The sequence below is a fragment of the Nocardia altamirensis NBRC 108246 genome, assembly GCF_001612685.1.
GTDB classification, from domain to species: Bacteria; Actinomycetota; Actinomycetes; order Mycobacteriales; family Mycobacteriaceae; genus Nocardia; species Nocardia altamirensis.
The window spans coordinates 38,387-65,235 of record NZ_BDAY01000002.1; the positions used below are offsets into that span (position 1 = coordinate 38,387).

General features: G+C 66.7%; 26 protein-coding genes. 10 read left to right on the top strand and 16 right to left on the bottom strand.

The features are described from left to right. Window positions 1-15: 15 nt before the first annotated feature. Complete coding sequence (locus NA11_RS00190; RefSeq protein ID WP_069159623.1) at window positions 16-1,452, top strand: RNA-guided endonuclease TnpB family protein; 1,437 nt, start codon at window positions 16-18, stop codon at window positions 1,450-1,452. A 58-nt stretch (window positions 1,453-1,510) separates the two neighbouring features. Here NA11_RS00190 and NA11_RS46490 read toward each other — a convergent pair whose 3' ends face one another. The 6 genes from NA11_RS46490 to NA11_RS00220 all read right to left on the bottom strand — a co-directional run bounded on the left by NA11_RS46490 (window position 1,511) and on the right by NA11_RS00220 (window position 8,327). Further along, window positions 1,511-1,876 carry a DUF1304 domain-containing protein gene (locus NA11_RS46490; RefSeq protein WP_245745624.1) on the bottom strand — a complete coding sequence of 122 codons (366 nt, stop codon included), beginning with the start codon at window positions 1,874-1,876 and terminating at the stop codon, window positions 1,511-1,513. Window positions 1,877-2,042: 166 nt separating this feature from the next. Continuing rightward, window positions 2,043-2,558 carry a L,D-transpeptidase gene (locus NA11_RS00200; protein ID WP_245745626.1) on the bottom strand — a complete coding sequence of 172 codons (516 nt, stop codon included), beginning with the start codon at window positions 2,556-2,558 and terminating at the stop codon, window positions 2,043-2,045. Window positions 2,559-2,750: 192 nt separating this feature from the next. Next, entirely contained in the window at window positions 2,751-4,226 is a 1,476-nt protein-coding gene (locus NA11_RS00205) for an AIM24 family protein (RefSeq protein WP_069159626.1), read from the bottom strand. A gap of 136 nt (window positions 4,227-4,362) precedes the next feature. After that, on the bottom strand, window positions 4,363-5,754 hold the full coding sequence (locus tag NA11_RS00210) for an APC family permease (RefSeq protein WP_069159627.1): 1,392 nt from the start codon (window positions 5,752-5,754) through the stop codon (window positions 4,363-4,365). Then, a complete protein-coding gene (locus tag NA11_RS00215; protein ID WP_069159628.1) occupies window positions 5,747-7,702 on the bottom strand; it encodes a primary-amine oxidase in 1,956 nt (651 codons plus the stop codon). Before NA11_RS00215 ends, NA11_RS00210 begins: the two co-directional genes overlap by 8 nt. A 31-nt stretch (window positions 7,703-7,733) precedes the next feature. Further along, entirely contained in the window at window positions 7,734-8,327 is a 594-nt protein-coding gene (locus NA11_RS00220) for a TetR/AcrR family transcriptional regulator (RefSeq protein ID WP_069159686.1), read from the bottom strand. Between the two features lie 331 nt (window positions 8,328-8,658). Here NA11_RS00220 and NA11_RS00225 point away from each other — a divergent pair, with 331 nt between their 5' ends. The 3 genes from NA11_RS00225 (at window position 8,659) to NA11_RS00235 (ending at window position 11,921) form a co-directional block, all read left to right on the top strand. Then, window positions 8,659-10,404, top strand: coding sequence for an N-acyl-D-amino-acid deacylase family protein (locus NA11_RS00225; protein ID WP_069159629.1), 1,746 nt, complete (start codon window positions 8,659-8,661; stop codon window positions 10,402-10,404). A gap of 44 nt (window positions 10,405-10,448) precedes the next feature. Then, window positions 10,449-11,069, top strand: coding sequence for a TetR/AcrR family transcriptional regulator (locus NA11_RS00230; protein WP_084653810.1), 621 nt, complete (start codon window positions 10,449-10,451; stop codon window positions 11,067-11,069). Between the two features lie 69 nt (window positions 11,070-11,138). Next, window positions 11,139-11,921 (top strand): crotonase/enoyl-CoA hydratase family protein, encoded by a 783-nt coding sequence (locus NA11_RS00235; RefSeq protein ID WP_069159631.1) that lies wholly within the window; start codon window positions 11,139-11,141, stop codon window positions 11,919-11,921. A gap of 30 nt (window positions 11,922-11,951) precedes the next feature. Here the strand turns inward: NA11_RS00235 and NA11_RS00240 are convergent, their stop codons facing one another. Together NA11_RS00240 and NA11_RS00245 are read right to left on the bottom strand one after the other, a co-directional pair. Further along, the gene (locus NA11_RS00240) at window positions 11,952-12,884 is read right to left on the bottom strand and encodes a sensor histidine kinase (RefSeq protein ID WP_245745628.1); all 933 of its coding nucleotides are present in this window, start codon (window positions 12,882-12,884) and stop codon (window positions 11,952-11,954) included. A 153-nt stretch (window positions 12,885-13,037) separates the two neighbouring features. Next, window positions 13,038-13,685: a TetR/AcrR family transcriptional regulator gene (locus tag NA11_RS00245; protein ID WP_069159633.1), complete on the bottom strand. Its 648-nt coding sequence runs from the start codon at window positions 13,683-13,685 to the stop codon at window positions 13,038-13,040. Window positions 13,686-13,850: 165 nt separating this feature from the next. On the opposite strand from NA11_RS00245, the gene NA11_RS00250 reads away from it, so the two are divergent. After that, complete coding sequence (locus NA11_RS00250; protein ID WP_069159634.1) at window positions 13,851-15,449, top strand: carboxylesterase/lipase family protein; 1,599 nt, start codon at window positions 13,851-13,853, stop codon at window positions 15,447-15,449. A gap of 15 nt (window positions 15,450-15,464) precedes the next feature. On the opposite strand, the gene NA11_RS00255 is transcribed toward NA11_RS00250, so the two are convergent. Continuing rightward, window positions 15,465-15,923: an aggregation-promoting factor C-terminal-like domain-containing protein gene (locus NA11_RS00255; RefSeq protein ID WP_245745630.1), complete on the bottom strand. Its 459-nt coding sequence runs from the start codon at window positions 15,921-15,923 to the stop codon at window positions 15,465-15,467. Window positions 15,924-16,247: 324 nt separating this feature from the next. Here NA11_RS00255 and NA11_RS00260 point away from each other — a divergent pair, with 324 nt between their 5' ends. Next, window positions 16,248-17,240 (top strand): G1 family glutamic endopeptidase, encoded by a 993-nt coding sequence (locus NA11_RS00260; RefSeq protein WP_167837515.1) that lies wholly within the window; start codon window positions 16,248-16,250, stop codon window positions 17,238-17,240. Between the two features lie 3 nt (window positions 17,241-17,243). Here the strand turns inward: NA11_RS00260 and NA11_RS00265 are convergent, their stop codons facing one another. Both NA11_RS00265 and NA11_RS00270 read right to left on the bottom strand, forming a co-directional pair. Then, a complete protein-coding gene (locus NA11_RS00265) occupies window positions 17,244-18,470 on the bottom strand; it encodes a hypothetical protein (protein WP_084653813.1) in 1,227 nt (408 codons plus the stop codon). A 107-nt stretch (window positions 18,471-18,577) separates the two neighbouring features. Continuing rightward, window positions 18,578-19,051, bottom strand: coding sequence for an NUDIX hydrolase (locus NA11_RS00270; protein ID WP_069159637.1), 474 nt, complete (start codon window positions 19,049-19,051; stop codon window positions 18,578-18,580). Between the two features lie 258 nt (window positions 19,052-19,309). Here NA11_RS00270 and NA11_RS00275 point away from each other — a divergent pair, with 258 nt between their 5' ends. Beyond that, window positions 19,310-19,861, top strand: coding sequence for a TerD family protein (locus tag NA11_RS00275; protein WP_069159688.1), 552 nt, complete (start codon window positions 19,310-19,312; stop codon window positions 19,859-19,861). A gap of 17 nt (window positions 19,862-19,878) precedes the next feature. Here the strand turns inward: NA11_RS00275 and NA11_RS00280 are convergent, their stop codons facing one another. Next, a complete protein-coding gene (locus NA11_RS00280) occupies window positions 19,879-20,535 on the bottom strand; it encodes a chymotrypsin family serine protease (protein WP_084653817.1) in 657 nt (218 codons plus the stop codon). A 109-nt stretch (window positions 20,536-20,644) separates the two neighbouring features. Next, complete coding sequence (locus tag NA11_RS00285; RefSeq protein ID WP_069159690.1) at window positions 20,645-21,517, bottom strand: alpha/beta fold hydrolase; 873 nt, start codon at window positions 21,515-21,517, stop codon at window positions 20,645-20,647. Window positions 21,518-21,738: 221 nt separating this feature from the next. On the opposite strand from NA11_RS00285, the gene NA11_RS44530 reads away from it, so the two are divergent. Then, on the top strand, window positions 21,739-21,933 hold the full coding sequence (locus tag NA11_RS44530; protein ID WP_141717289.1) for a hypothetical protein: 195 nt from the start codon (window positions 21,739-21,741) through the stop codon (window positions 21,931-21,933). Window positions 21,934-21,995: 62 nt separating this feature from the next. Here the strand turns inward: NA11_RS44530 and NA11_RS00290 are convergent, their stop codons facing one another. The 3 genes from NA11_RS00290 to NA11_RS00300 form a co-directional block, all read right to left on the bottom strand. After that, entirely contained in the window at window positions 21,996-23,714 is a 1,719-nt protein-coding gene (locus NA11_RS00290) for a DUF3556 domain-containing protein (RefSeq protein ID WP_069159638.1), read from the bottom strand. A 153-nt stretch (window positions 23,715-23,867) separates the two neighbouring features. After that, the gene (locus NA11_RS00295) at window positions 23,868-24,497 is read right to left on the bottom strand and encodes a flavin reductase family protein (protein WP_069159639.1); all 630 of its coding nucleotides are present in this window, start codon (window positions 24,495-24,497) and stop codon (window positions 23,868-23,870) included. A 153-nt stretch (window positions 24,498-24,650) separates the two neighbouring features. Continuing rightward, a complete protein-coding gene (locus NA11_RS00300) occupies window positions 24,651-25,673 on the bottom strand; it encodes an NAD-dependent epimerase/dehydratase family protein (RefSeq protein WP_069159640.1) in 1,023 nt (340 codons plus the stop codon). Window positions 25,674-25,777: 104 nt separating this feature from the next. Here NA11_RS00300 and NA11_RS00305 point away from each other — a divergent pair, with 104 nt between their 5' ends. After that, complete coding sequence (locus NA11_RS00305; protein ID WP_069159641.1) at window positions 25,778-26,344, top strand: TetR/AcrR family transcriptional regulator; 567 nt, start codon at window positions 25,778-25,780, stop codon at window positions 26,342-26,344. Window positions 26,345-26,460: 116 nt separating this feature from the next. Continuing rightward, a complete protein-coding gene (locus tag NA11_RS00310) occupies window positions 26,461-26,847 on the top strand; it encodes a hypothetical protein (protein WP_141717290.1) in 387 nt (128 codons plus the stop codon). Window positions 26,848-26,849: the final 2 nt, after the last annotated feature.

A 26,849-nucleotide genomic window follows, 5' to 3' on the forward strand; every position in this document is an offset into this window, starting at 1 on the left:
CCACGCTCTGTTGTGATGAGTCGCCACACCGCCTTTCGGTACTGTCTCGACCCCACCGTCGAGCAGCAGCAGGCACTCGTCCGCCATGTCGGCGCAGCGCGGTTTGCGTTCAACAAGTCTCTTCATTTGGTGCAAACCGCGCTCGATCAACGCAAAACCGATCCTGATCGGCCAGTGCCGTGGACCGGATTCAGCCTCATCAACGCCTTCAACGAGTGGAAGAAAACCGAGGCGGCGGGCCGAGTGATCACCGTCGATCCGGACGGGGTCGCCGAGATCAAGGTGACCGGCCTGGCATGGCGCAACGAAGTATGCCAGCAGGTATTCGAAGAAGCCGCCGTCGACTGCGGCCGCGCCCTGACTGCCTTCTCCGACTCCCGCACCGGCAAACGCCGAGGCAAGAAGGTCGGATTCCCGAGATTCAAGAAGAAGAACACCACCACACCGTCGTTTCGGATACGCAACAAAACCGCCAGATCCGGGCGCACGGCGATCCGTGTCGGTGACAACGGGATTGCTCGATCGGTGACCTTGCCCGGTCTGGGAACCATACGGGTGCGAGAGGACACCCGCCGCCTGCGGCGCCTACTCGCGAACGGACGCGCGAAAATCCTCTACACCACCATCACCTGTAAGGCCGGTCGCTGGCAGATCAGCGTGACCATCCAGGCCGCCGACCTGCACCCCACTCGCCACCATGCGCCCCGTCCGGCCGACGATGACAGTGGTTGGGTGGGGATCGACCTCGGGCTTTCGGCGTTCCTGGTCGCCGCCACCGCCGACGGCAGCGAACTAGCACGGGTCGACAACCCACCCAAACCCCTGAATAGCAGGTTGCGCAAGCAGCGACGGCTGGCGAAAGCGTTGTCTCGCAAGCAGAAAGGATCCATCAACCGCAAAGCCGCTGCCGCCGCGCTGGGCCGCCATCATCACCATATCGCCAATATTCGCCGTCACTTCCTGCATCAGGTCATCAACCGGCTGGTCAACACCCACGACCGGCTGGTCATCGAGGACCTGAATGTGGCAGGCATGCTCGGCAACCACCATCTCGCACGCGCGATCAGCGATGCCGGATGGGCTGAGTTCGCGCGCATGTTGCGTTACAAACAACAGTGGCGCAGCGGCACCATCAGCACCGCCGACCGCTGGTACCCATCGAGCAAACGCTGCTCAGCGTGTACAGCAGTGAACACTGGGCTGGCCCTCGCGGATCGGATGTTCGCCTGCGGGTGTGGGTTTCGCGCCGACCGTGACCACAACGCAGCGGTCAACCTCGCGGCGTGGCCGTCGATCCCTCCTGAAGACTCTCCTCGATCCCCGGACCCCCAAGCAGGAGGCCGGGTTACCAATGCTCGCCGACGGGAAGGCACTGACCGACACCCTCACGGTGCCGGTGAAACCGGCCCGAACGACGCGAGAACCGACGTTCACGCCACGCAGGTGGCGTGAGCCGACGACGCCCGAGAAGGGCGGTGCCTGATACCCGTCAAGGAATTCAGACACGCTGTCAGGACGCCTGACTGCCTGCGAGCAGCACCGCGACCAGCGCCACCGCGCCGGGCAGCGCCTGGACCAGCAGGATGCGGCGGCTCGCGGTGGCGGCGCCATAGCAACCCGCGACGACGACGCAGGTGGTGAAGAAGATCATCGCGGCCCGGCCGACCGGGTCCGACGCGATCAGACCCCAGATCAGCCCGGCCGCAAGGAAACCGTTGTACAGGCCCTGATTCGCGGCGAGAACCTTTGTCTGCTCGGCGAATTCGACGGTGCTGCCGAAGGCGGCCCGCACCCGCGGCGTCGTCCAGAGGAACATCTCCATGATCAGGATGTAGACGTGCAGTGCCGCCACCAACCCGACCAGAATCTCGGCCACCACCCGCACGATCGACTCGCTTCCTGGCGCGCTTGCCGGGGCAGGCCCGGATTTGTTGCCTCGAAGGATGACAGAGGACCGGTCACGCGGGGCGCAGACGCGCAGGCGGGCAACAAAAACGGGATGCCCGTGTGGGCATCCCGTGTTTGAAGGCGGACTTAACAGCTCATTCCACGACCTGAACGATGTCGCCGGGCTCGAGCCAGTTGAAGGTCTGCTCCGCGGCATCGGGGTTCATCCGAATGCAGCCGTGCGACATCGAGTCCAGCGGTCCGATGTGGGTGGCGATGTCACCGTCGAAGAAGACGGCGAACTCCATCGGAGCGTTGTGCATCGTGCTCCAGAAGTGCCTGCGCTTGAAGTCGACGTCGAAGACTCCGACATGGCTCTCGTACCCAGGCCTGCCGATCTCGATCGGCTGCGGGCCATAGGTGGTCTTGCCGTTGTCCATCAGCCACACCTGCTTGGTCGACAGCCGCATGCACGCCCGCGCCTTCGAGGCGGTGCACGGTGCGAGGACCGGGGCGGGCGGCGGCGGCTTGACGAGCGCGGGGGTGCCGAAGTCCGGACCGACCGGCACCTCCGGACCGCCCGGCCACAGCGGGCCGCCAGGCCATAGCGGCTCGGCCTGAGCGGTGACCGTCATCGTGAGTCCGGCTGCCGCGGCAGCGACCAGCACCACGACTCTCGCCGACCATTTTCTCAAGCGGTTGCTGTTCTTCAAATTACCGACCTCTCTTCGCCTTGCCGCCACACTGCGTATCGAAATGCCAGGGGGATAGGAGTACCTCATCGCATAACGCCGTAGAAATTCGAGGTGGTGCGATCATTGCGGACGCCGCGCGTATGGTCAATCGCGGCGCGCGAAACTTAACTATCCGAACAATCCGCCGCGGTTCTGTCCGGCCTGCTGGCCGCCGCCGGTGCCGCCGAGCAATCCGCCGGGCGGCAGCTCCGATGGCTGCACGATGACAAAGCCGCGACCCGAGAACGACAGCGTCAAGCCCTCGCCGGTGCTGCGGCCGATCAGCCTGCCGAGGCCGAACGAATCGTTGCGCTTGATCCCGGTCTGCAGGCTCGACGACCAGGCCACTGCCGCTTGCGGATCCGCGTAGGTCGGCTGATCGACGTTGAGCACCACCGGCGAGCCGTGCGTGGTGATGGCGATCCGGCCGCGTCCGGTGAAGACGCAGTTGAACAGGCCCGCGTTGCTCGCGACGCCTGCGGCGCCCTGGACCCGCTGGATGTTGTAGGACAGCGAGGTGTCGAAGGCGAGCACGTTGGAGCCGTTGATGGTGAGGCCGTCGGTGCCGTCGAGATCGATGAGGTGCACGTCGGCGGCGCTGTCGGCGAGGAACAGATCGCCACGGCCGGATACGTTCATCAACGGAACGCCCTCGCCGGTGAGCCGCTGCTGGATCGCCCGGCCGATGCCGCCCGAGCCGAGCGCCTTGAACTGCATGTCGCCTTGGTAGGCGACCATCGATCCGGCGCGCGCCATGACCTCGCCGTTGACGGCGACCTTGACCATCTTGCTGCCTTGTTTCTGGATGCCGACCCCGTTCACTTCGGCGTGGCTCGGGTTGAAGAGATCGCTCTGCATCGGCAGTGCTCCTTGCTGAGGTGATGGTGCCGCGGCGGGCGGTGAATAGGCGGGTGCCGATGGGTATGCGGGGGGCTGCTGCTGGTACGGAGGTGACGGTGGCGGATATGCCGGGGGTTGGGGTGAATATCCTTGCGCTGCAGGCGGATACGCGGGTGGCGCGGCGGGGTACGCGGGCGGCGCAGAGGGATATCCAGGCGGCGCGGCGGCAGGCGGCGCAGGTGGCGCGGCGGCGGGCGGCGCGGCAGGCTCGTCGTCGATGTTGACGCCGAACGCCGTCGCGATACCGGCCAGGCCGTTGTCGTACCCCTGGCCGACCGCGCGCACCTTCCACGCGTCGCCGCGCCGGTAGATCTCCACGCAGACGACCGCCGTCTCGGTGGTCAGGCCCGACATCGGGAAAGTCAGTGCCCCCGAGTCCGATCCGATGGTGGCCTGCAGCGAGTCGACCCCCGCGAAGGTGGGCGGCCCGCTGCCGTCGAGGCTCGCGGTGACCACCACCTTGTCGACGCCTGCGGGTAGCGCGCTGGTCTGCACGTCCACCATGTCGCCGCGGCCGCTGCCGTGCCGATAGGTGACTCCCGGCCCGACCGGCTGGTTGAAGAAGACGAAGTCGGCATCGGAGCGAACTTTCCCGTCCGGGCCGAGGAGCAGCGCCGAAACGTCCACTCCCACGGTGCTGGCGACGGTGACCGTCATCCGATCGGCGGGGGCAGGTCGGTTCTCGCCGCGGGCAAGCGTGGTCATCGCGGACCACCCCTGCCGTCGGCGATCAGGCCGAATGACATGCGATTCACGGGATCAAGTGTGTCCCGAGACCCGGCCGCGCGCCACTGTCTGGGGCGCGCGCCGCGTCGAATTGTGCATCGGCCGTCGCCCGTGCCTATCCGGCGCGGCGGGCCAGCGCGATCGCGATACCGACCACGAACGTGGCCGCGACGAGGGCGAGCAGGATCGTGGCGACCACGGTCGAGTCGCCGACCAGCGTGCTGAAATTGTCGATGACCAGGGCCGTCACCAGGAATAACCCGGCGGTGCCGAGCGCGGGTGCGAGCACCGTGTGCCAGCGGCGGCGGTCGAGGCCGGTGCGGCGGAAGAAGGCCATGATCGCGATGCTGGTGAGCAGCATCAGCACCAGGATGGCGACGGTGGCAAGCCCTGCCATCCAGGTGAACAGGTGCAGGACCGGGTCGGCGCCCGCGCAGGCGAACACGGCGACGACGAGCAGCGCGGACCCGGTCTGCGCCATCGAAGCCTTGTGCGGGGAGCCGTGGCGGCGGTGAATGTCTCCGAACGCGGGGTGGCCGATGCCGTCGCGGGCCAGCGTGTAGCCGTAGCGCGACACCACGTTGTGCATCGCGAGCACGGCGGCGAACAGGCTGGTCACCAACAGGATCGACATGGTGTCGGCGGCGGTCTCGCCGAGGAACATGCGTGCCGCGGCGAAGGTCAATCCCTCGGGATCGTCGCCTGCCGCCGCGGCGACGCCGTCGCTGCCGAACGCGAGCACGACCGCCCAGCTGACCACCGCGTACAACCCGCCGATGGTGCCGACCGCAATGTAGGTGGCGCGCGGGATGGTGCGCCGTGGGTTCCTGGTCTCCTCGCCGTAGATCGCGGTGGCCTCGAACCCGATGAACGAGGCGATCGCGAACATCAGTGCCACGCCGGGAGACCCGTCGAAGAACGCCGACGGTGTGAAGGAGACGGTGTCGATGCCGTGTGCGCCGCCTCGGACGAGCACCACGGCGGCGAGGGCGACGACGATGCCGATTTCGGCGATCAGCAGTACACCGAGCACTTTGGTGCCGAGCTCGATATTGCGGTAGCCGAGTGCTGCGACGATGCCGATCAGTGCGAAAGCGTAGAGGTACCAAGGTAGTTCGGGGCCACCGTAGTGGACGACGAGGTTCTCGACGGTCGAGGCCGCGAGTCCGTAGATGCCCGCTTGAATGGCGGTATAGGTCAACAGCGCCAATCCTGCTGCGCCCAAACCGATCTCGGTGCCGAGCCCAAGGCGCACGTAGGCATAGAAGGCACCCGCATCGCTCACGTGGCTGCTCATCGCGGCGTAGCCGACGCTGAAAACGAGCAGCACCGCGGCGGCGACCAGGTAGGCGGTCGGTGCGCCTGCTCCGTTGCCGAGACCGATCATGAGCGGCAACGCACCGCTGAGGGCGGTCAACGGCGCGGCCGCCGCGATGACGAGGAACACGACGCCCGACACCCCGATCGAGCCACGTAATCGGCCAGTGGCAGTGGATTTTTCAGTCATCGGAGGCTCCGTGGCAGCAACTGGTTGACGGATCGGCGTGCCCGGCGTCGGCGCGCGGCACATCCAGGGTGGGATTGCGGTCGAAGAAGCCGACCGGTTTGAGCACGAAGCCGGTGTAGTCGACCGGCATGATCGGCCAGTCCTCCGGTCGCGGAAAGTGCGTGAGGCCGAAGGTGTGCCACACGACCACGTCTTCGTTGTCGATGGCCCGATCCGCGGCTGCGTACTCGGGCAGCCCGGCGCCGCCGGGGTGCTGATTGACGAAATCGCCTGCGGCATACCGTTGCTCCGGGTCATAGCGGGTGACCCAGAGATGCTTGGTGGCGAACGCGGCCCGCTTGGCGATGGCGGAGTCGTCGGCGGCGAGCAGCGTTTCCTTGCCCTCCGGATACAGCGCATACGAGACGGGGGCGCCGAGCCGGTTGCGCACCTGCGGATTACTGATGTGCCAGGTGCGTCCCGTCCGGTTGTCCGCCGATCGCTTGGCCTGCGATTCCCTGGCCAACGTGGTGCGGCGCAGCGTGAAGGCGTTGCCGTGCAGGTTGTCCTGGCCGATCGGCAGCCGGGCGCTTTCCACCTCTTCCACGCGGTTGTGGTGCCCGTCGATCATCATGTCCAGGCGCGCGCTGAACAGGTGCTGGTGATACGGCGCGCCGAGACCCGGTGCGATCTGCGAGGAATACGGGTGGTCGGCGCCGGGGTAGGCGGCGGTGAAGACGACACCGGTGGCCTTGACCTCGAAGCCGATGGTGCCGTCGAGATACAGGTACCAGAAGAAGCCGTAGTCGTAGTTGCCGATGGTGGTGAAGAAGGAGATCACCAGCCTGCGCTGGCGGCGGACCTCGCGCGACCCGGTCCACAGATCGGTGTGCTTCCAGAGCACGCCGAAGTCCTCCTCGTGCATGCAGATCGCGTTGCGCAGGGTGCGTGGCCTGCCCGCTTCATCGGCGATGACCGTGTCGAAATAGGTGATATCGCCGAGGCAGTCGCAGCCGAGCTCCAGCGTGTTCGCGTAGCGGCCGACCAGGTATTCGCCGGTGTCGAAGTAGTTCTGCCACGATCGCACGGGCGACGGGTCGCCGTAGGGCACCACCATTTCCGCGATCGAGGCGCGGTGCAGGATCGGCCGCACCCGGTCGCCGTCGCGAAAACCGATCTGGTGCAGGACAAGACCCTCTCTGGCGTCGAAACCCACCCGCACCGACCACTTTTCCCACTCGACGCGGTTGCCGTGCACGGTGAAGCTCGGGCCGTCGGGCTGGGTGATCTCGATCGGCCGCTGGCTGGTGCGCGGCGGGCCGGTGACCGCCGGGTCGTCGAAGTTCCCTGATTCCTGCGGCACGGCGACCGGACCGGTGTCGAGCACCCGGAGGACCTCGCGGCTCAGCACATCGATGAACGCGACAAGCCCGTCGATCGGGTGGGCCCACGGATGGTCCTTCGCGTGCTGTTGGTGAAAGGCCAAGCCGCGCAGAATGCGTCGGCCCGTCTCGTCCGGGTAGTCGAAGACGCCCGCGGACAGCGGTGCCACCCGCACCTCGGCGACGTCGAGCCCGCGTGCCGCCAGCGCGGTAAGCCAGTCCGGGTGGTCGACCAGCAGCGCCTCGACCAGTTCGAATTCCTCGTCGAGTATGGGTAATTGGCCGTCGACGACCGGGTCGAGGGTGCGGGAGGTGCGCACCGTCCGGCTGCCGAGCGACACGACCAGATCGAGGGCGTTCGGGCGTTCGGTGTCGTGCAACAGCACGCGGAACCGGCGATCCAGCGGTGCGTCGTCGGGCCGGTCGTATACCGCGTATTTGTCCGGCTCTTCGAGCCCGACGTAGACGAAACGGGTTGTCGCAGCGATCAATCCCGCCGCGGCGACGACGGCGCGGACCTCGGCGATCTCGTCCTCGGTCGGCAAGGAGAGCGGATGATCGGGAGCTTGTGGTGTGCGTGTGGGCATGTGGCCCTCCGGTGCGTGCGCCCTGTGGTGTTCAGGCGGGGTGGGGGAGTGCGTCCAGAAAGGACTCGAGCATGTCGAGCTGCCGCCGGGCGGTGGTGATGTCCGGCGTGAGCACGCCGAGGATTTGCGCGCCCATCATCATGTTCAGCAATTGCTCGACAACCGTGCCGACGTCGATGGCGCCGATATCGCCGGCTTGCCTTGCCTGACCGAAGAATTCGGTCAGCAGTGCGCGCCATTCCCGCATGGCGCGGGCATTGATGTCGTACATCTGCGCGTCGTACATCGCGCGCTGCCACAGCGAGGTCGCGATGCGCGCCTCCAGCAGGGTTTCGTCGGTGATGGGCAACACTTCCCGGCAGAAGACGCGGATCGCCGCAAGGCCGGTCGCCCGGCCGAGGCGCGCGGCGATCCGGATATTGGTGGCTTCGAAGACATGCTGGAACGCCAGTCGCAGTATGTCGTCCTTGCCGGAAAAGTAATGCGACAGTGAGCCGTTCGCGAATCCGGCCTCGGTGGCGATATCGCGCATGGTGACCCGGTCGATCCCGCGCGCGGCGATGAGCCGCCAGACCGCAGCGGTGATGGCCCGCCGTCGCATATCGTGATCGACCAGTTTGGGCATCGGTTCCACCTCGGACTGCGGCAACGGTCGGTGACCGGTGCATCACTCGCGACCATCCGCGCTCCCTTGTTCCTACGGTTGTCCGAAATAAAATCTGGCAGCCGGAGATTTCTGCCGAAAGAGCGTTGAGTTACGGTGGGGCAAAACATTCCTCTCAACCGTCTGGTGTGAGATTTCGCTGATAGGGAGTGGTATGTGCCAAATGTCGCGACCGAGGCGAGGTTTGGCCGGAATTATGGCAATCGAATCGCTATGCGGGTGGGTCGTGGCCGGTCTCGATCGATAGCCATCGAGTCTTGACGGTTAGCAACCGATCGGTTGCAATATTGGAGTGAGCTACGACACGATCATCAAAGCCGGCCGCTGGTTCGACGGCGCGGGCTCGGCATCGGCCATCCGTCACCTGGGATTGCGCGGCGATCGGGTCGTTGCCGTCTCGGTCGCGCCGCTCGACGAGACCGGCTGCGCGCAGGTCATCGACGCCGCGGGCAAGTGGGTCGTGCCCGGCATGGTCGATATCCACACCCATTACGACATCGAGGTGCTCAAGACGCCGGAGCTCACCGAGTCGGTGCGGCACGGCATCACGACGGTGCTGCTCGGGTCTTGTTCGCTGTCGACTGTGCACGTCGGGGGCACCGATGCCGGTGACCTGTTCGGGCGGGTCGAGGCGATCCCGCGCAAGCACGTCATCGAGGCCATCGACGAGATCAAGACGTGGAACTCGGCGCACGAGTATGTCGCCGCGCTGGAGCAGCTGCCGTTGGGGCCGAATATCGCGGCATTGCTCGGTCATTCGGATATCCGGACCGCACAGATGGGGTTGGATCGGGCCACCCGCAAGGAGGTTCGCCCGACGCAGCAGGAAATGGCGGCGATGGAGGCGGCGCTGAACGAGGCCCTCGATGCCGGATTCGTCGGAATGTCGGCCCAGCAGTTGATGTTCGACAAACTCGACGGCGAGACCTGCCGATCGCGGACGCTGCCGTCGACCTACGCGAAGGCCAGGGAGCGCCGCCGCCTCAACGCGATTCTGCGGCGTCGCGATCGAGTGCTGCAGGCGGGCCCCGACGTCGGCTCGCCGCGCAGTCTCGCCGCGATGACCCTGAGCACCCTCGGCATCTTCCGCAAGCGGTTGAAGACCACGTTGCTCTCGGCCGCGGACATCAAGGCGACCCCTGCGGTCGTGCACATCATGGGGCCGATCGCGCGGGCTTTGAACGCGCTCGGCGGCGATTTCCGCTGGCAGCACCTGCCGGTGCCGTTCGAGGTGTACGCCGACGGCATCGACTTGGTGATCTTCGAGGAGTTCGGATCCGGCGCGGCGGCGCTGCATCTGGCCGACGAAATCGAACGCAACGCGCTGCTGCGCGACGAGGACTACCGGCGCCGGTTCCGCCAGGACTACGAAGCCAAGTTCGGCGTGCGGGTCTGGCACCGCGACTTCTTCGATGCCGAGATCGTCTCCTGCCCGGATGATTCGGTGATCGGCAAGACCTTCGGGCAGGTCGGTCTCGATCGCGGTGGCCTGCACCCGGTGGACGCATTCCTCGATCTGGTGCTTGCGCACGGCACCAAAATGCGGTGGCGCACAACCATTTCCAACCATCGGCCGGAGTTCCTGGCCAAGCTCGGCGCGGATCCCGGTGTGCAGCTCGGTTTCTCCGATGCCGGCGCGCACCTGCGCAACATGGCGTTCTACAACTTCGGGCTGCGGTTCCTGCGGCACGCGCGCGATGCCGAGCAAGCGGGTCGTGGGTTCATCTCGCTGGAGCGCGCCGTGCACCGGCTGACCGGTGAGCTGGCCGACTGGTACGGGGTGGATGCCGGGCATTTGCGCGAAGGCGACCGCGCCGACCTGGTGGTCATCGATCCGGCCAAGCTGGACGCCTCACTCGATGACTACGCGGAGAGCCCGGTCGCCCAGTATGACAACCTGTCCCGCATGGTCAATCGCAACGACGGCGCTGTCTCGGCCGTCTTCGTCGGCGGCACTTATGTTTTCGGAAACGGCACGGCGGCACCGGTTCTCGGTACCACCCGCACTGGACGATTCCTCGAGGCCAAGGCCCGGTGAGCGATCAATCCAAACGGTCGGCATCCACTAGGCAGGCAACGCCGGTGCCACGTCGCACGCAGGCGCAGCGTCGTGCGGCCACCATCGCCAAGCTCGTCGAGGCCACCATCGAGGCGATCGCCGAGGTCGGCTACCACAATGCCTCGCTCGGCGAGATCAGCCGCCGCGCAGGCGTATCCAAGGGCGGCATCTTCCGGCATTTCGACTCGCGCACCGATTTGGTCGTCGCCGCGGCCGAGGAGGTCGGTCGTCGGCACATGCAAGCCTTCGACAATCTTCGCCAACGCGAAAATAACGACCGCCCACTGGATCTCACCCATATCCTGCACCGCGGGCGCAATCGGATCCGCGAGGAGACCAACGCGGTGTGGTTCGAACTGCTGGTGGCGGCGCGCACCGAACCGGAACTGCGGGCCAGGCTCGCTCCGGTCGCCCGCGCGCTGATCGACGATGTCGAGAGCGTGGCGATCGCGGCGCTGACGCCGCTGGTGCCCGCCGAGGTCGCCCGCTTGTTGGCCACGTCGATGGCGCACATGTTCGACGGCGAGGCGATCTTCCGTGTCACCTATCCGCGCCCCGAGCTGGAGGACGCCCGCATCGAATACATCGCCGAGGTCTTCCGGCAGCTGACAGGGGCGTCGACCGGAGTGGAAACGAGCTCGTGAACGTCGCTGACCAGGTCGTATCCCTCTAGGTTATTGCATACACCATAATTCTGCGGTTGACTGGGCCGCATGGCTGACACCGTCACCGTCGAACGCGACGGACACGTTCTGCTCATCGGACTCAACCGCGCGGACAAGCGCAACGCCTTCACCCTGGAGATGCTCGCCGAGCTCTCGCGCGCCTACGCGCTGTTGGAGAACGACGACGATCTGCGCGTCGGCGTGCTGTTCGGGCACGGCGAGCACTTCACCGCAGGCTTGGACCTGGTCGACGTCGCGCCTGCCCTGGCGGGCGGCGCGATCACCTACCCCGACGACGGGGTCGATCCGTGGCGGCTGGACTACCGCTGGACCAAGCCGGTGATCGCGGTGGCACAGGGCTGGTGCATGACGCTGGGCATCGAGCTGCTGCTGGCCGCCGACATCCGGATCGCCGCCGAGGGCACCCGGTTCAGTCAGCTGGAGGTCAAGCGTGGCATCTATCCGTTCGGCGGTGCGACACTGCGCTTTTGGCGTGAAGCGGGCTGGGGCAACGCGATGCGCTGGGTGCTGAGCGGCGCCGAGTTCGACGCCGCCGAGGCCTACCGGATCGGGCTCGTGCAGCAGGTGACCCCCGACGCCGCAACGGCACTCGCCGCGGCGCGGACGCTGGCGACCGAAATTGCCGAGGACTCAGCGCCATTGGGTGTGCGCACCATCCTCGCCTCCGCGCATCGGGCGCGCGACGAAGGCAACGCGGCCGCGGCCGAACATCTGGTCGGCGACGTCACCAAGCTCTTCGCCACGGCCGACGGCGCCGAGGGTATTCAGTCGTTCATCGAGCGACGCAAGGCCAATTTCACCGGTAAGTGAACTGCCGGAAGGCAATTGGTCGCCGCGCCGTCAGGAGAGGCGGAGATCCGTCTGGACGGTCGTGCCGTCCACGCCGGTGCAGATGCGGACCAGATCGCTCAGATGGTTGACCAGAAGTAAACCGCGGCCGCCGAATTGAAACGGCTCCGGCGGGCGACGACCGGCCAGCGGATCGGTGATGTGGCCCGCGTCGCGGACCTGGCACCGCACCTGTGCGCCCTCGACCCACAGTGCGAGGGTGCCGCTGCCGCCGCCGTGCACCACCGAGTTGGTCGTCGTCTCCGCGACGACCAGTTCGAGATCGATGATGCGCTCCTCGGTCATGCCTGCCTCGCGCGCGTAGTCGACGGCGCGATGTCTGGTGGCTGCGAGGGCGGTGGCATCGAAGGTGATGGTCTCGGCATCGGCGGGCGGTGTCGGTAACGGCCGGTTGTACGTGGCCACGATGTGATCGGGATCGTATGCGGCACTGGCACGTTCGCCACTGCTGTCGATCAGGGTCGGATGGGTGGCGTGCGCGTCGGCCAGCACGATCGGGTCGAGCCGGTCGAGGTCGTACGGGCACAGGATGGAGACTTCGCGCCCCGCGAACGCGGCGTTGATCAGCGCTTCGTGCTGGACGCACGCGGGATACTCGGTGTCCGAGCGGCCCGCCCAGATGGGTTCGCCGATGATCCTGACCCGACCGTCCCGGTGGGTGTCGGCGAAGGCGCGCAGCACGCCGGGGATGATGCGGCCGGGATTGCGGCCCTCGACCGTCATGTCCATGAGCTTGACGTGTTCGGCATCGGCGCCGAGTTCGGCGCGGATCAGCGCGAGATTGGGGCCGGGGACCGAGACGGCGACCGGTTCATCGTTGGCGAGGCCTGCTCTGATGAATCCGATGGTGCCCGCAAGGTACTCCGCGCTGTCGCTGTAGAACAGTGCCGGATGGACGAACGGGTCTGTTGTTCGAGCTTGCACCGTTCGCATCACCTCTTCTGCCCAGTCGCGGCAGGGAAACTCTGGGGAAAACACTACGCCCTGACGGCCCCCTGTGCGGAACCAGCTGTCAAGGGGCCGTTGAGATCGGCGACGTCGTTGTCGCAGTGCACAGTTCGCGGATCGATTGCGGGATCAAGACGCAGGCAGGATCGACGGATCGGTCGCACAGGCCCGCAGTATGCCGAGCACGGCCGCGCGTGCATGGGCGTACGCGGAGTCGGGGTCGAGCAGGCGAGCCCGGGTCACCGCGGCGAAGCCGAGTGCGTCGATTTCGTAGGAGAGGACGCCGGGGTCGGTGTCGGGCCGCAGCTGTCCGGCGTCGATCGCGCCGCGAATGATCGACTGCACGTACTCGTCCCACTCCTTGGCGTGTTGGCGGAGCAGGTCGTGTACCAGTCCGGTCCGGTCGTCGAACTCGGATTGGATGGCCACGAAGAAGCAACCGCCGGGCAGCACCTTGTCGGTGTAGAACGCCAGGCGTGACTCGTGCAGTCGCCACAGTTGCAGGATTCCGGGCGGCGCTTGCAGGGCGGGCCGCACCACCAGTTCCGCCCACTGCTGCCGGGCCCGTTCGACGGCGGCCAACTGCAGCTCTTCCTTGTCGCGCCAGAGCGAGAACAGGCCGGATTTGCTCACGCCTGCGGCCGCGGCGACCTGGCCCATGCTCAGCCCGTCGAGGCCGTCGACGGACGCAAGGGCGACGACGGTGTCGAGCACTGTGCTCCGTGACCGTTCACCGCGCGCGCGGCGGCCATCGGCGACCGGAAGCCTGTTCGTCATGTCGACAATCCTATCCCAATAAGTGCGACCGATCGGTTGCGGTGTGGTTGGGAAGGTGGAAGAGTCGTCATGCGCACGTCCACCGGCCGACAAAGAAGATAAGGGGCACGCCGCCCGTAGACTCCAGGGGGTATGAGGGAGTTGGGTCGACAGGGAGATTTCGCGATGAGAACTGACCGCCCCGACTCCGGCAAGACGACCCCCGGCGCGCGCCTGCGGCAGCTGGCCGCGGTATTCGCCGTCGTCGTTGCGGTCATCGGCGCGGTGACCGCGTGCGGTGGCGCGGCAGAGCGACCGGCGACCGAATCGACTGTCGTCGATACGCAATTCGGACCGGTGCGCGGCACGCTGACCGACCGTGCGCGGGTGTTCTCCGGAATTCCTTATGCCGCACCGCCGGTGGGCGAGTTGCGCTGGAAACCACCGGTGGCCCCGGCGATCTGGTCGCAGGAGCGCGACGCGACGAAGCCTGGAGCGCAGTGCCCGCAGCGGTCGTTCGGGCAGGGGCAGCTCAGCGGCAGTGAGGACTGCCTGTTCCTGAACGTGTCGACGCCGCGCACCACCGCCGCGCAGCACCGGCCGGTCATGGTGTGGATTCACGGCGGCGCATTCATCAGTGGCAGCGGCAGCCTGTACGACCCGACCCGGTTGGTGAACGCCGGTGACATGGTGGTGGTCACGATCAACTACCGGCTCGGCGCGCTCGGTTTCCTCGGGCATCCGGCACTGGCGTACGACAACGGCCAGGTCGGCAATTTCGGGTTGCTCGATCAGCAGGCGGCGTTGCGCTGGGTGCGCGACAACATCGCCGCCTTCGGCGGTGACCCGGCCAAGGTGACCATCGCCGGGGAGTCGGCGGGTGCGATGTCGGTGTGCGATCACCTGGTGTCGCCCGCCTCGGATCGCCTTTTCCACGGCGCGATCCTGCAGAGCGGGCCGTGCCAGCTGCAGGCCGATCGGCAGACCGCGGTCACCGCCAGCGAGCAATACGCGCAGACCCTCGGATGTGCCGAACCGGCGGCCGCGCAATGCTTGCGCGCGGCGCCGGCCGAGCAAGTGGCGGCGACACCGTTGCGGTACACCGGATCCGGGCCGGAACTGCCTGGGCCGATCTTCGGGCAACCCCTGCTGCCTGAGGCGCCGCTCGCCGCGTTCCGGGCAGGCAAGGCGGCCAAGGTGCCGGTATTGATCGGCGTCAACAGCGACGAGGGCACCCTGTTCGCGCTCGAGCCGCAGGTGACCGCGGAGCGATATCCCCAGCTGCTCCAGGAGTTCGGCGTGCACGCCGACGCGGTGGCCGCGCTGTACCCGTTGACCGGCTATCCGCAGCCCGCGCTGGCCTGGTCGGCAGTGCTGACCGACAACACCTTCGCGTGCCCGATCGCCGACGCGGCGAAGTCCATGATCCGGACCGGTCCGGTCTATGCCTACGAATTCGCCGACCGCAACGCCGCCCCGGTCTTCGGCGGGCCGACGCCGTTCCCGCTCGGCGCGTCGCACGCGTTCGAACTGCCGTATCTGTTCGACATGGGCGCGGAACGCGCGCCTGCGAGCCAGGCGCAGCGTGACCTGTCGGACAAGATGGTTCGGTACTGGTCGGCGTTCGTGCGCACCGGCGATCCGAACGGCCGCGGGCTGCCCGACTGGCCGCGGCACACCGGCGATCAATCGCTCGTTCTGAAGCCGGACGCTCTCACCACCACGGATGTCGCCAAGGAACATCGCTGCGGGTTCTGGCAGGAAATTCCGGTGCCAGGACGGTGATTCACGGTAGGTCGGTCAGTACCAGTGATGGGCCTGCCAGAATTCCCATGCGCCGATCGGGCTGCCGTAACGCTTGTTCATGTAGTCGTAGGTCCAGCGGATCTGTGTCACCGGATTGAACGGCCAGTCGAGCCCGTGCGTGCTCATTTTCTCCGGCGGTAGCGCCTGGCCGAGTCCGTAGGCCCCGCTTTCCGGATTGCGCGCGAAGACATTCCAGCTGCTTTCTCGCGTGATGATGTTGTCGAACGCCCAGAAATGATGGGGCGGCACGATGCCCATGGCGATCGCTCTGACCGTGGCCTTGGGGATCGAGAGCGTCGAACCGGCGGAGTAGGCATTCGTGAGTGCCGACGGTTTCGCACAAATGGCGGGCGCGTCCGGAGCGTGGCAATCCGTGGCGACGGCGTGTGCGGGAGCCATGCCGAGAAATACCGCACAAACGGCTGCCGCGATCGTAGGAATGACATACCGCATCGGCGATTCCGTCCTTCCGTATCCGATGGTTGAACCTCGAAGCCGGTAGTGCCAATTCAGGAAATCATTAATATTCGGCGCTGTGATGCTGCCACTCCGAAGTGATCGAGAATGAATTAGATTCGAACGCCGAGTTTCGGTCGGCGGCGGCCTGGGTAAGGGCACGCATACCGAACGCGCTGTGACTGAGCGACACGCGGAAGGGTGATCATGCTGTGATGCAGGTCAGCTGCCGCTGCACCTCTCGAAAAGTGGTTGCTACCTGCGTAAATGCCGCTGCGCGTTGCGACGTGTCTACCATGCTTTTCGGCTATTGTTGCTGTCATGAAGACATCCCCGAGTCGGACGCGAATTCGAAGGCGTATCACCGCGTCGGTGGTGGGGGCGCTCGTGGCAGTGCTGATTTCGCCGTCGTCCGCAATAGCGCAGAACGCGCCGCACGCCGATGCCGGGACGGCGACAACCACACCGAATATGGCGCCGAAAGCCCCGCCGAGTAAGGCGCCGGACGGTGGTCCGGCCACCGTTCGCGGCACCAACTGGGCGGGGTATGTGGTCTTCGGGAAATTCAAGAGTATTTCCGCGGAATGGGTCGAGCCTGAGGTGTCGTGCACCGACACCGGCGTGATTCAGCGGGTCGTGGCCTGGGTCGGTTTGAACGGGACGCTGGTCGACGGCAAGCCCGCATTGCCGTTGATGCAGACCGGTACCGAGGCGATGTGTGTGAGCGCGGCAGGCACGCTCGCCTCGCTGCCCGGCCTGGCGATCGTGAACCTGGCGAGCGCGACCATCGTCAACAACCCGGAATGGTTCCGCAACGCGGTACGGGCCGCCCAGACGTCGAATCTGCACCTCGGCAACGCCGCGACGGGAGCGTGCGGAGTCCTCGGCACCGGCTCGGCCCAGGGCGCTGCGGCCTGCACGCAAGAGGTGTACCGGATGGCGCTGTGGGAAGCGTATCCGGCGAATCCGGTGATCTATCAAGACGTCTCGTCGGCGCCGGGAGACAAGATCGCGGCCGAGGTGAGCTTCGACGGCGCCGCCTACACGATGACCTTGACCAACAAGACCCAGAAATGGACGCGGACCACCGTCGCGAAGACCGACGCACCCGTGCAGACCGCGGAAGTCATTCTCGAAGGCCAGCTCAACAGTTCGCTGCCGTCGTTCAGCCCGGTCGAATTCAGCAATGTGAAGCTCGACGGAAAACCGTTGTCGGCCTACAAGACGGTGGGTTACTCGATCGGTGCGACGAACGGTGAGGTGCACCCCGGTGCGCTCGCCAAGAACGGGTCCAGTTTCACCATCGCCAAGTAGGCGCTACTTGCCGGGCGCCGCAGGGCCGATCAGCGGGCCCGACGCGTAATAGGCCATGCAGACCCCGTCGCTGTCGAGATCGGTCGCGGCCTCCAAAACCGAGCTGCCGTCCGGTGCGGGCAACAACGCCGAGCTGTAGTTCTTGCACGGGGCATCGGTGATGTCGTCGATCGTGACAGGTGCGGGGATCTCGTACCAGCGGCCCTTGCCCAAGCTGTCGTTGGCAAGGATGGTTCGGCCGGTGTTCGCCGTCATCGTGCCGTCCACGCTCGACACCATCTGGCCAGACAGCAGGATGGTGCCGTTCGGGCCGGGCCCCGGGCTCCAGGCAGGGAAGGGTGCGTGCTGGGTATAGCCGCCGCCGGCGCCGATACGCACCATCGTGCCGAGGAATCGCGGATCGCCGTAGTTCCAGCCGTCGGTGGAGCGGCGAAAATAGGCCAGGCACTGGTGAATCCGGTCGGTCTTGCAGATCTCGTAACTCATGAAATAGGTGCCGTCCGGCAGCGTGATGACATTCGCCATGCCTGGCCGGACCGTGCGGACGTCGCTCACCACGGTGTCGGTCTGGTTCACCCAGTGCACGGCATCGGGCGAGCGGACCTGCACCAATTTCTGGCTGTGCCTGAGGTTGTCGGTTTCATCGGAGTAGTGGGCGACGAGCTGCCCGTCCGCCGCCATCGACAAGCTCGGCTCCCACGCGCTCGGCAGGATCGGTCCCCAGTCGGTGGGGGAGTACACGCTGTTGGATTCGGCGATGGTGGACACGAACTTCCAGTGCGCGCCGTGATCGGTACTTGCCCACAGTCGTTGTTCGACGTGGCGCAGCACGACTTCGAACAGGTCGACGAACACCGTGTCGGCCCACAGCAGCGTCCCCGCCGGTAACTCGCCGATCGCCGTCGGCAGCTCGAAGAGTGCCGCACAGCAGAGCTGTCCACCCTTGGTCGCCATCGGGTCGGTAATGGTGCCGCGCTGCTGAAAAGTCTTGCCGCCGTCCGTACTCGCCACGATTGCGCCCTGTTGTTGCAGCGTGTTGACGCTGGCCACAATGGTGCCGTTGGCCGCGCCGCTGTGCTGCAGCCGAATCAGGCGTGGATAAAAGCTGCTTTCCGGATACAGCAGCTGACGGGTCGGCGCGACCGCCGAAATCGCAGGCTCGGCAGTGGCCGATGGGGCCGACCCGAGCGCGCACAGCGCAACGATCATCAACGCACCGAGCCGACGCACGGATACTCCCCTCGAAGTTCGGCAGAACGATGTCGCTCAGGAATGCACGCGGGGAAACTCGCTGCAGAATACCGAACTCCTGTCCGAATTCAGCGCACCGTCAGGGTTCACGGCGCGGGTTCGAACCAGGTCGGTCCGTCCACGCATGCGTGCCGGATGCGCAGCAGGTCGGACTCGGGCAGGTGCGGGAGGTCCGACAGGTCGAACCACGCGACTTCCAGCGATTCGTCGTCGTTCACCGCGGCCGTGCCGCCGATCGCGCGGCAGCGGAAGGCGATATCCATGAACTGGCAGATGTCGCCGTTCGGGTAGGTGTGCGGCGGCATGGCCCGGACGAGGACGATGCGTTCGGCGACGCAGCGCACGGCGGTCTCCTCGTAGACCTCGCGTACCGCGCAGGCGGCGGGCTGTTCGCCGGGTTCGGGCATGCCCGCGATGATCGCCCAGTTGCCGGTGTCGGCGCGGCGCCCGAGCAGCAGCCTGCCGTCGTCATCGAAGACCAGCGCGCTGACGCCGGGGAGCCACAGCAGTTGGGGACCGGCGGCGGCGCGGATAGTGTGGATGAAATCAGGGGTCGCCATGCCAACGACAGTAGGTTGCCGAGCGTCGGCCGATTGGAGTGTGCGTCGGCGGGTATGCGGCTGGTGCGGGCTGTTTCGGCTTCGATCGGACAGTTGCCCCGGCATCGTCAACGGCGACGAGTCGCTCGACGGTGAGCAGGCGCGGCGGGTGCGGCGGGTGCGGCGGCACCGAAGCAAGCGGCCCGTGTAGATCCGAGAACAAGGCGTTGCGGTAGTCGAGTGCCGTGGTCGCCCCCGAGAAAGGGGACCCCGGTGTCCATGCCGTTGGTCGATTCCGTTGGCACCGCGCTCGAGCAGGTCGCCATGGCGGTGGGGTGGGATGCCGCCGCGATATGGTCCGAAGTCGACGGCACGATCAACGCGGAGCGCCGGGTCGACTTGAATTCGGCGGCAGTGCTTTTCGCCGGCGACCAGTTGGTGGACGCCGTGTATCACGAGCAGCTCGGTTCGCGTGACGCGGCGATCAGCCACAGCGGCGACAGCCCGACGGGGGAGGGGCGCGGCGACAACGAGGTGATCAGTCTCGAGCTGGCGCAGATCGACCCGCAGGTGACGAGCGTGATCCTTCTTGTCACCAGCTACTCGGGACAGAGCCTCGCCCAGATCGACAACGTGTACTACCGGTTGCTCGACACCATGACCGGCACCGAAATTGCCAGGTGCGCAATCGGTAACGGCCCGCACACCGGGGTAGTGCTCGGCAAACTCGTTCGGGCCCAACCTTGTTGGCATTTCGTGGGGATAGGCGCAGGCCTGTACGCGCATCATGTGGCCGAAGCTGTTCCGCAGCTCGCGCCCTATTTGCCGTAGCCTGCGACGAAATCCGGTTACAGCGGCTGATATCCGGTGCCGATATCGCCGCGGGCGTCCAGGTCGGCCATGATCGCGTTGATGTTGGTGCCGACTTCCGGCCCGAAACAGCCGATGCCGTAATAGGCGTTGACCATGCCGACCAGAGTGGTGCCGAGTACCACCGGAGCGCCGGAATCGCCCTTCATCACACACATTTGGGTCCAGGTCTCGGTGTTGGTGGACCGGACATCGCCCCAGACCACGCCACAGCTCGTCCCGGTGGTGCTGCCCCGCTTGCACGTGATCGCGGGAAACTGTGCGGGGCCGCCGATTCCGGTGATGGTGGTGCCGCCGACGTGGTTCATCGGGGTGACGCGCTGCGGATCGAATTCGATGACCGCGTAATCCAGACGGGAATCGGAGTGGACGATGCGACCCACTGTCCCATAGCTCGGATATATATCGGCCGCGACGCGTGCGCCCGGCTTGCCGCAGTGTCCTGCGGTCAAGCCGACCAGCCGTTGCTCGCTGTCGCGGCCGATGGTGGTCAAGGTGCAGCCGACGGCCTCGTCGATCGTGATGCCGGAGCCGCCGCCGATCGCAGGCGGCGCCTCGGCGGTGGCGACAGCGGGTGCGGCGCCGAGTACGGCGGCAGCGGCGGCGAGAACTAGGGCGCTTCGTGTCACGTGCATGACTCCTCTGGATCGCTCTCCCGATGCCTGCGCACCGATTGTTCGCGACATTCCCGGCTCGACCGCAGCCAAACGGTTTATGTGGCAGTCGAATCTACGACGACGACGCTCAGGATCCGTCGATCGCCAGCAGCGTTCTCGCGCCCGCGGCGAACGCTTCGGCGTCCTCGAGTTGTGGATAGTGGCCCAGGCCTGCGAGTTCGAGTACCGGGGCCGCCGGGCGCAACGCGCGAAGACCGTCGAGAACCGCGACGGTGGCGACCGGATCCGCAGTCCCCCAGAGGAAGCCGAGCGGCTTGTCCCAGTCGCGGACCGCCCCGTGCCAGCGCGCCGCGTTGGTGACGCGCTCGTCGAGGTAGGCGGTGAGCAGATGCGCGATCCGATGACCACGTGCGTGCGCGAGCAACGCCCACTGCGCTGCGGCTTCCTCCTTCGTCAAAGGGTGTCGGGCCGAGAACAATCGCGCGAACTCACGGGTGAACACCGGGCGGTTCGCCAGCCGCGCCGCCGCCGGTCCGAGTGGGCCGCGCAGGATCTGCTGGATCGGCCGCAAGCTCGCCTTCTCCAGGATGACGCTGCCGTTGCTGAGGACCACGCGGTCGAGGGCGCAGGTCAGCGTCCCGTCGATGTCGCGGGCGATGAGCTCGGTGGCGACGGAGGTGCCCATGTCGTGTGCGAGCAGCACGATCGGGCCTGCGGTGTTCGCGGCGACGATCTCTTCGACGGTGTCGGCATGCTCGAACAGGCTGTAGCGGTGTGGCCGCGGTTTGTCGGACAGCCCGAAGCCGAGGAAGTCGATGGTCAGCCAGGCGCGGCCGCCCAGTCGGCCGACGATGTCGCGAAAGTCGAAGGAGCTCGACGGGTAGCCGTGCAGCAGAACGACAGTCGGCCCCGCGCCCGCGGCGGACCGGACGAACAGCGTGCCCGCCCGCGTGCGCACCTGTCGCCCGCCCGCGCGCCACTCCTCGACTTCGCTCGGCATCACAGCGGCGACATTACGGCACGCGCAGCGGGTGCGGGGTCGGCGCGCGACTCAGTCATAGCCCGCTGACCACGGGTTGTGAGTCGAGTCTCGTTCCCGGCGAATACCGCTCACCGGACAGAAGTCCGCGTTTACCTCCGTTCGCCGCCGCTCGCCGGTATCGTCCCTGATCAGAGGCAATGCCTCTGCTCAGAACCACCTGTCGTGCCGAGGAGGTCGCAATGCGGCGACGCGTATCAATACGCCCCATGTGGCGCCACCTGGTCCGTGGTCTCATCCTCATCGGCGCGTGCGTCGGCGGCTCCGCTCGCTGCTACGTCGAGTGGGCAGGCGCCAACCCCGCCGACGCCAAGGACGTGGAGTGCTGGGATTGGTCCGTTCCGCATCAGTGGTACGACGCGGCGCATCGCCGGTGACGCGCTGACCGGTTTTCCTGTGCGGCGGCACCTACCGGTGTCTTGTTCCTCTGGTCTGGCCGTCAAGGGTGGACGTACACGGGGACATCGTCGGCCCACGGTTGCCGAGTGACCATGTCGGCGACCTTCACATAACCGCGCTCGAACTCGCCGGTAGCAGCGTCTACCAGGCGATATTCCTGGGTTTGCCGGTGGATCGGCTGGGCGTCGAGCAGGACGACGCGCACCTCGCCCGGTTCGAAGTGGCAGCGTTGCTGTATCGCGGCGATCAGCTGCTCGTTGTGCATGTGGCCGTCGCCGAAGTTCCAGCCGACGGCGGTGCTGCAGAGGCGCTCGCCCTCGGTGACCACGTACTCGTCTTCACGGCTCGCAGGCATCGCCCGGTGCACGAGTGTGAACAGCGCCCGCCCGTGCGTGTTCATGGCGCGGAAGGCATAGCCGAGATACATCGGGATCTGGGCGCGGTCCTTGCCGTAGTACCGCTCCAGCTGCGCCTGCGGCATGCTGGCGATCGCGACGATGCCCGCGTCGATCTTCGCGGCCGCCGACGGTTTCACGCACCACAGCGTCGTATCCCAGTTGCCCGCGTAGTAACGCATGCCAGGCAGGAACGAAATCTTGCGCGGGAACAGGTTTCCCGCGATCACCGTGCCTGCGACCACCACGAACAGCAGCGCCACCGGCACCGGTCGGGTCAGCTCGCCGAGGCCGAGATCGGCGTGCGCGACGAACAGCGTGCCGACGCCGAAGATCATGAAGACGTTCCACTCCAACGGAACTCCCATCGGGATGGCGGTGAGGATCCCGAGATGGAAACACACCATCACGAACGCGGCGATCGCCGTCGGCCAGCCGCCGTGCGCGAAGAACAACACCACCGGAACGGCCAGCTCCACCGCGGTGGCGGCGTGCGCGACGAGACGCGACAGCCTGCCTGGCCGCAGATCGTCGGGGAAGTTCTCGAAGAACTTGCGCTTGAGCGACTTTCGGCGCACCACCGGGCTGTTGGACATCATCGTGGACACCACGAACGGAAAATGCTTGTTCAGCTTCGAGATCGCCGCGCCCATCCAGATCACCAGGAAAACGACCTTCGCGGCGATCAGCGGGTCGGCGGCGGTGAACAGGAACGCGATGGTGAGCGGCGCGTAGACCTCGCCGCGCGCCGCCAGGAAGATCACCTTGTCGCGCAACCCGAGTACCGCGAGCACGCCGAGGATTCCGGCGATCTGCCAGGTCGGCAGGATCCCGACCGTCGTGTCCAGCGCCGGTATCGGCCCGGTGCCGTTGGACAGCAACGCGATCGAGGTCAGCACCAGCAGCGCCGCGTACAAGGCGACATCCACCGGCGTGCGGCTGGATCCCTTTGTCAGCGGCACCCGATTCGGCCACGGCGGTAGCCGAATGGTCTTGGGCCGCAGCCAATACAGGATCGAGCCGAACGGCGGCACGAACCGGTTGTTCAGCGGCCCGAACCCGCAACCGAGCCCGATCACCTCGAACAGCAGCGTGTACAGCACCACTTTCTCGAAGACGATCGGCTCCGACCACCAGTCGCCGACGGCCGTGAACCCGTCGATGCCCTTGGTGGACAGGACGATCAGCCAGCCGCCGAGGATGTAGAGGCCGACCTTGCCGACATAGAACAGGTGCAGCACGACCGGGGTGCCGAAGCCGACCTCGGCCCAATGCCTGGCCATCGGCCGGATCCGCTCGCCGCGGGTGCCCTTGCTCCACTCCGCCATGTCGACCACCGGCAGTTCGGGCTCGCGAAATCCCATCAGGCGCACTCCGATCCGTGCTGGCGCGCGGGTGCTGACACGACGTGCCTGGCGGGCGCGCGACGCTGATCTCCGACGATAGCGAGCGAAGCTGCCGCTCAGACCGTTTCCGGCGCAGTGCGACACACGGTCCCGGTCACCGGGACCGACCGTTCAGCGACTCGGTTCCGGATGCGGCATCCGCCACGCTTCGGCCAACCGGGAGGGGTGCACCTGTGCGCCGCCGCCGAAGAATTCGCAGAACTTCATGATCAAGGGATCCCACCCGACCGGGTCGATGTACTGGGTGCCAGGCAGGACCAGGTCGTCGGCCACGTGGGCGCGCACGACCCGGACGGTGTGTGCGATGGCGTCGGTATCGATGCCGAACGGCGCGGCCGAGAGCAGCTCGCATTCGAGTTGGATCGGGCACTCGGCCACCCGAGGGGCGGCGACGAGATCGGACGGGACCGGTGTGAGCCCGGCGGCGCCGAACTTGTCCGGCTCGTGCCGGTAGCCCTTGTTGACCTTATGCGGTGACAGTGTCGGCGAACCGGTCAGCAGGGCGAGCCGGTCGACGGCGGTGACCAGGTCCGCGGAGGGCAGGTTCAGCACGCACTCGCGTTCACGGGCCAGGTTGATGGTGGTCTGTGCGCCGGTGTTCATCCCGAGCATGCACTGATCGTCGAGCCACCACGCCGACGACATCGGTGCCAGGTTCGCCGTCCCGTCCGGGTTGCGGGTACTGATCAACACGACCGGGGTGCCGAAATACAGGACCTTGAGATCAACTACGCGATGCATAGGGCCACGGTGCCGTCGCCGCGGTGCGGGCGCTGGCGGAAAGCGGACGCGGCGTTGGGCTGACGACGTGGCGTCGCATGGCCTCTGTTGCTACTCGATGTGGGCGGTGGAGCGCTGGAGGGCGGTCGGGATTGCAGCGTCGAAGGCGCGGAACTACACAGCGCCGATGGCGATCAGGCTGCGGGCGCAGTCGAGCACCGCCTGCTCGGCGGGGCGCGGCCGCCAGCCGAGGACACGCTCGGCCTTCTCGATGCTGTGCCGATTACGTCGGCCGAGGGCGGGGGTGATCTCGCGCAGCGACGGGTCGGCCAGGCGGGCGAAGAGCCGGACCGCGAAATCGGGGAGCTGCCGGGTGGCGACGGCGCTGCCCTGCGCGCCGAGCTTGGTGTGCAAGGTCTGCGCCATATCCCGCATCCAGGTGAACTCGCCTGTCGCCAAGAACCGTTCGCCGCCTGCGCCGGGTGCGGTCATCGCCTTGATATGGATGTCGGCGAGGTCGCGGACGTCGACGATCTCGAATCCGATGCGCGGCACGCCGCGCATGGTGCCCGAGAGCATCCGCGCGATGATGCTGACCGAGCCGGTATTGGCGGCGGTGAGGACAGGGCCGAAGACCGCGCCGGGCAGGACCGTGGTGAGCTCGGTGCGACTCTGGTTGTCGCGCATGAAGTCCCACGCCGCCAGCTCGGCGACGGTCTTGGATCGGCGGTAGGGGATCAGCGTTGGATCTTCGGGATCGGTCCACAGTGTCTCGTCGGTAATGCCTTCTGTCGCATAGGAAGACGGGCTTGCCGCGTTTGCCGCCGAGGTCATCACCACCCGGCGCACTCCGGCCGCGGTCGCGGCGCGCAGCACCCGCAGCGCGCCGTCGCGTGCGGTGGCGACCAGCGTGTCGGCGCTGCCGGTGCTGGCGATGCCGAGTGGTGAGGCGACGTGCAGCACGTAGTCGACGTCCGCCATCGCGGCGTCCCAGCCGTGGTCGGAGGTCAGGTCGGCGACCGCGAAGCTCAGCCGTCCGGCCGGGTCGATTTTGGCGGCCACCGCCGAGGTGACCGCGTTCGCCTTGTCTTTGTCCCGCACGGTGGTGCGCACGTGGTAGCCGCGTCCGAGCAGTTCGACGAGGCACCACCCGGCGACATAGCCGGTTCCTCCGGTTACCAGTACCAGCTCGGCCATGCGGATTCACCTCCGTGTGCCAGAATGAAACGGAGGGGCCTCCGGTCCGGTTTCCACGGTAACGGAGCCCCCTCCGTTTCGCAAGCGAGGCACGAAGGACCCGAATGACGCAGGCAAGACCAGAGCCGACCCGAACCGACGCCCGCAACAATCGCGCGCGGATCCTCGCCGCTGCCCTCGCGGCCTTCGCCGAATCGACCGAGGTCTCGCTCACCGCGATCGCCAAACGCGCAGGCGTCGGCATCGGCACCCTCTACCGCCACTTCCCGAACCGGGAAGCCCTGATCTTCGCGCTCTATCAGCACCAGATCGGCGAACTGATCGACCTCGCGCCGACCCTCTTGCGCGCCAACCCACCCCTCGACGCCCTCCGGCTGTGGTGCGCCGAGGTCGCCCGCTACGCCCAGCGGAAATTCGGTGCCGCCGAGGTCATCCACGCCGCGACCAACGGCGGCCTCGACGACGAGTACTACCGCCCCTTCGTCGCCGCCATCGCCCAATTACTCAGTGCGGGTGCCGAAGACGGCTCCCTCAAACCAGGTCTCGACCCGGAGGACGTCCTGCTGCAACTCAGCGTCCTGTGGCGGATCGACCCCGCCACCGGCGGCGCAGCCAGAATCGACCGGATCCTCGACCTCATCATCGACGGACTCCGCGCGAGCACCCACTGACGTAGGATCATGCCTGCAACAACATGATCGGGGGATTGCTCATCGTGGATGGATCAGACTGGGACGCCCTGCCGCCGGGGGTGGCGCCGCCAACTTCGTCGGAGCCCGGATACGGCATGCCGAATCCAGGAGGCTTGCCCGAATTGTCCACGGTCGCCGCACTATTGGGCCCGGTGGTCGCGATCTACGGAAAAGCCTTGCTGGAATCGCTTGCCGCGCACACCGCCGACGGCGTCGTCCAGCTGCCTCGGACGATCCGTAAGCGCTGGTTCGGCCGGACTGGCGCCGAATCGTCAGATCTCGCCGCCATTCTCGACATCGAAGGCGGACCAGGAGCCGCAGCGATCCTGGTGACCGAGGGTCTGCCCGACGAGGCCCGCCTCGCACTGCTCGACATCGATCCCACCGAATCCGCGCTCCGCGGCAAGGTTCTTGGCTGGGACGACACACTCCAGCGGTGGATTCCCCGCGCTCATCCCGATACCCAAGGCCGGCCGGGATAGGG

Excerpts from the sequence above, each read along its gene's own strand:
- NA11_RS00260 (WP_167837515.1), top strand. The coding sequence starts at position 16,248 with ATGAAGACATCCCCGAGTCGGACGCGAATTCGAAGGCGTATCACCGCG.
- NA11_RS00285 (WP_069159690.1), bottom strand. The coding sequence starts at position 21,517 with ATGCCGAGCGAAGTCGAGGAGTGGCGCGCGGGCGGGCGACAGGTGCGC.
- NA11_RS00275 (WP_069159688.1), top strand. The coding sequence starts at position 19,310 with ATGCCGTTGGTCGATTCCGTTGGCACCGCGCTCGAGCAGGTCGCCATG.
- NA11_RS00235 (WP_069159631.1), top strand. The coding sequence starts at position 11,139 with ATGGCTGACACCGTCACCGTCGAACGCGACGGACACGTTCTGCTCATC.
- NA11_RS00300 (WP_069159640.1), bottom strand. The coding sequence starts at position 25,673 with ATGGCCGAGCTGGTACTGGTAACCGGAGGAACCGGCTATGTCGCCGGG.
- NA11_RS00215 (WP_069159628.1), bottom strand. The coding sequence starts at position 7,702 with ATGCCCACACGCACACCACAAGCTCCCGATCATCCGCTCTCCTTGCCG.
- NA11_RS00290 (WP_069159638.1), bottom strand. The coding sequence starts at position 23,714 with ATGGGATTTCGCGAGCCCGAACTGCCGGTGGTCGACATGGCGGAGTGG.
- NA11_RS00190 (WP_069159623.1), top strand. The coding sequence starts at position 16 with ATGAGTCGCCACACCGCCTTTCGGTACTGTCTCGACCCCACCGTCGAG.
- NA11_RS00280 (WP_084653817.1), bottom strand. The coding sequence starts at position 20,535 with ATGCACGTGACACGAAGCGCCCTAGTTCTCGCCGCCGCTGCCGCCGTA.
- NA11_RS44530 (WP_141717289.1), top strand. The coding sequence starts at position 21,739 with ATGCGGCGACGCGTATCAATACGCCCCATGTGGCGCCACCTGGTCCGT.
- NA11_RS00295 (WP_069159639.1), bottom strand. The coding sequence starts at position 24,497 with ATGCATCGCGTAGTTGATCTCAAGGTCCTGTATTTCGGCACCCCGGTC.
- NA11_RS00305 (WP_069159641.1), top strand. The coding sequence starts at position 25,778 with ATGACGCAGGCAAGACCAGAGCCGACCCGAACCGACGCCCGCAACAAT.
- NA11_RS00220 (WP_069159686.1), bottom strand. The coding sequence starts at position 8,327 with ATGCCCAAACTGGTCGATCACGATATGCGACGGCGGGCCATCACCGCT.
- NA11_RS00205 (WP_069159626.1), bottom strand. The coding sequence starts at position 4,226 with ATGACCACGCTTGCCCGCGGCGAGAACCGACCTGCCCCCGCCGATCGG.
- NA11_RS00245 (WP_069159633.1), bottom strand. The coding sequence starts at position 13,685 with ATGACGAACAGGCTTCCGGTCGCCGATGGCCGCCGCGCGCGCGGTGAA.
- NA11_RS00250 (WP_069159634.1), top strand. The coding sequence starts at position 13,851 with ATGAGAACTGACCGCCCCGACTCCGGCAAGACGACCCCCGGCGCGCGC.
- NA11_RS00255 (WP_245745630.1), bottom strand. The coding sequence starts at position 15,923 with ATGCGGTATGTCATTCCTACGATCGCGGCAGCCGTTTGTGCGGTATTT.
- NA11_RS00210 (WP_069159627.1), bottom strand. The coding sequence starts at position 5,754 with ATGACTGAAAAATCCACTGCCACTGGCCGATTACGTGGCTCGATCGGG.
- NA11_RS00310 (WP_141717290.1), top strand. The coding sequence starts at position 26,461 with ATGCCGAATCCAGGAGGCTTGCCCGAATTGTCCACGGTCGCCGCACTA.
- NA11_RS00270 (WP_069159637.1), bottom strand. The coding sequence starts at position 19,051 with ATGGCGACCCCTGATTTCATCCACACTATCCGCGCCGCCGCCGGTCCC.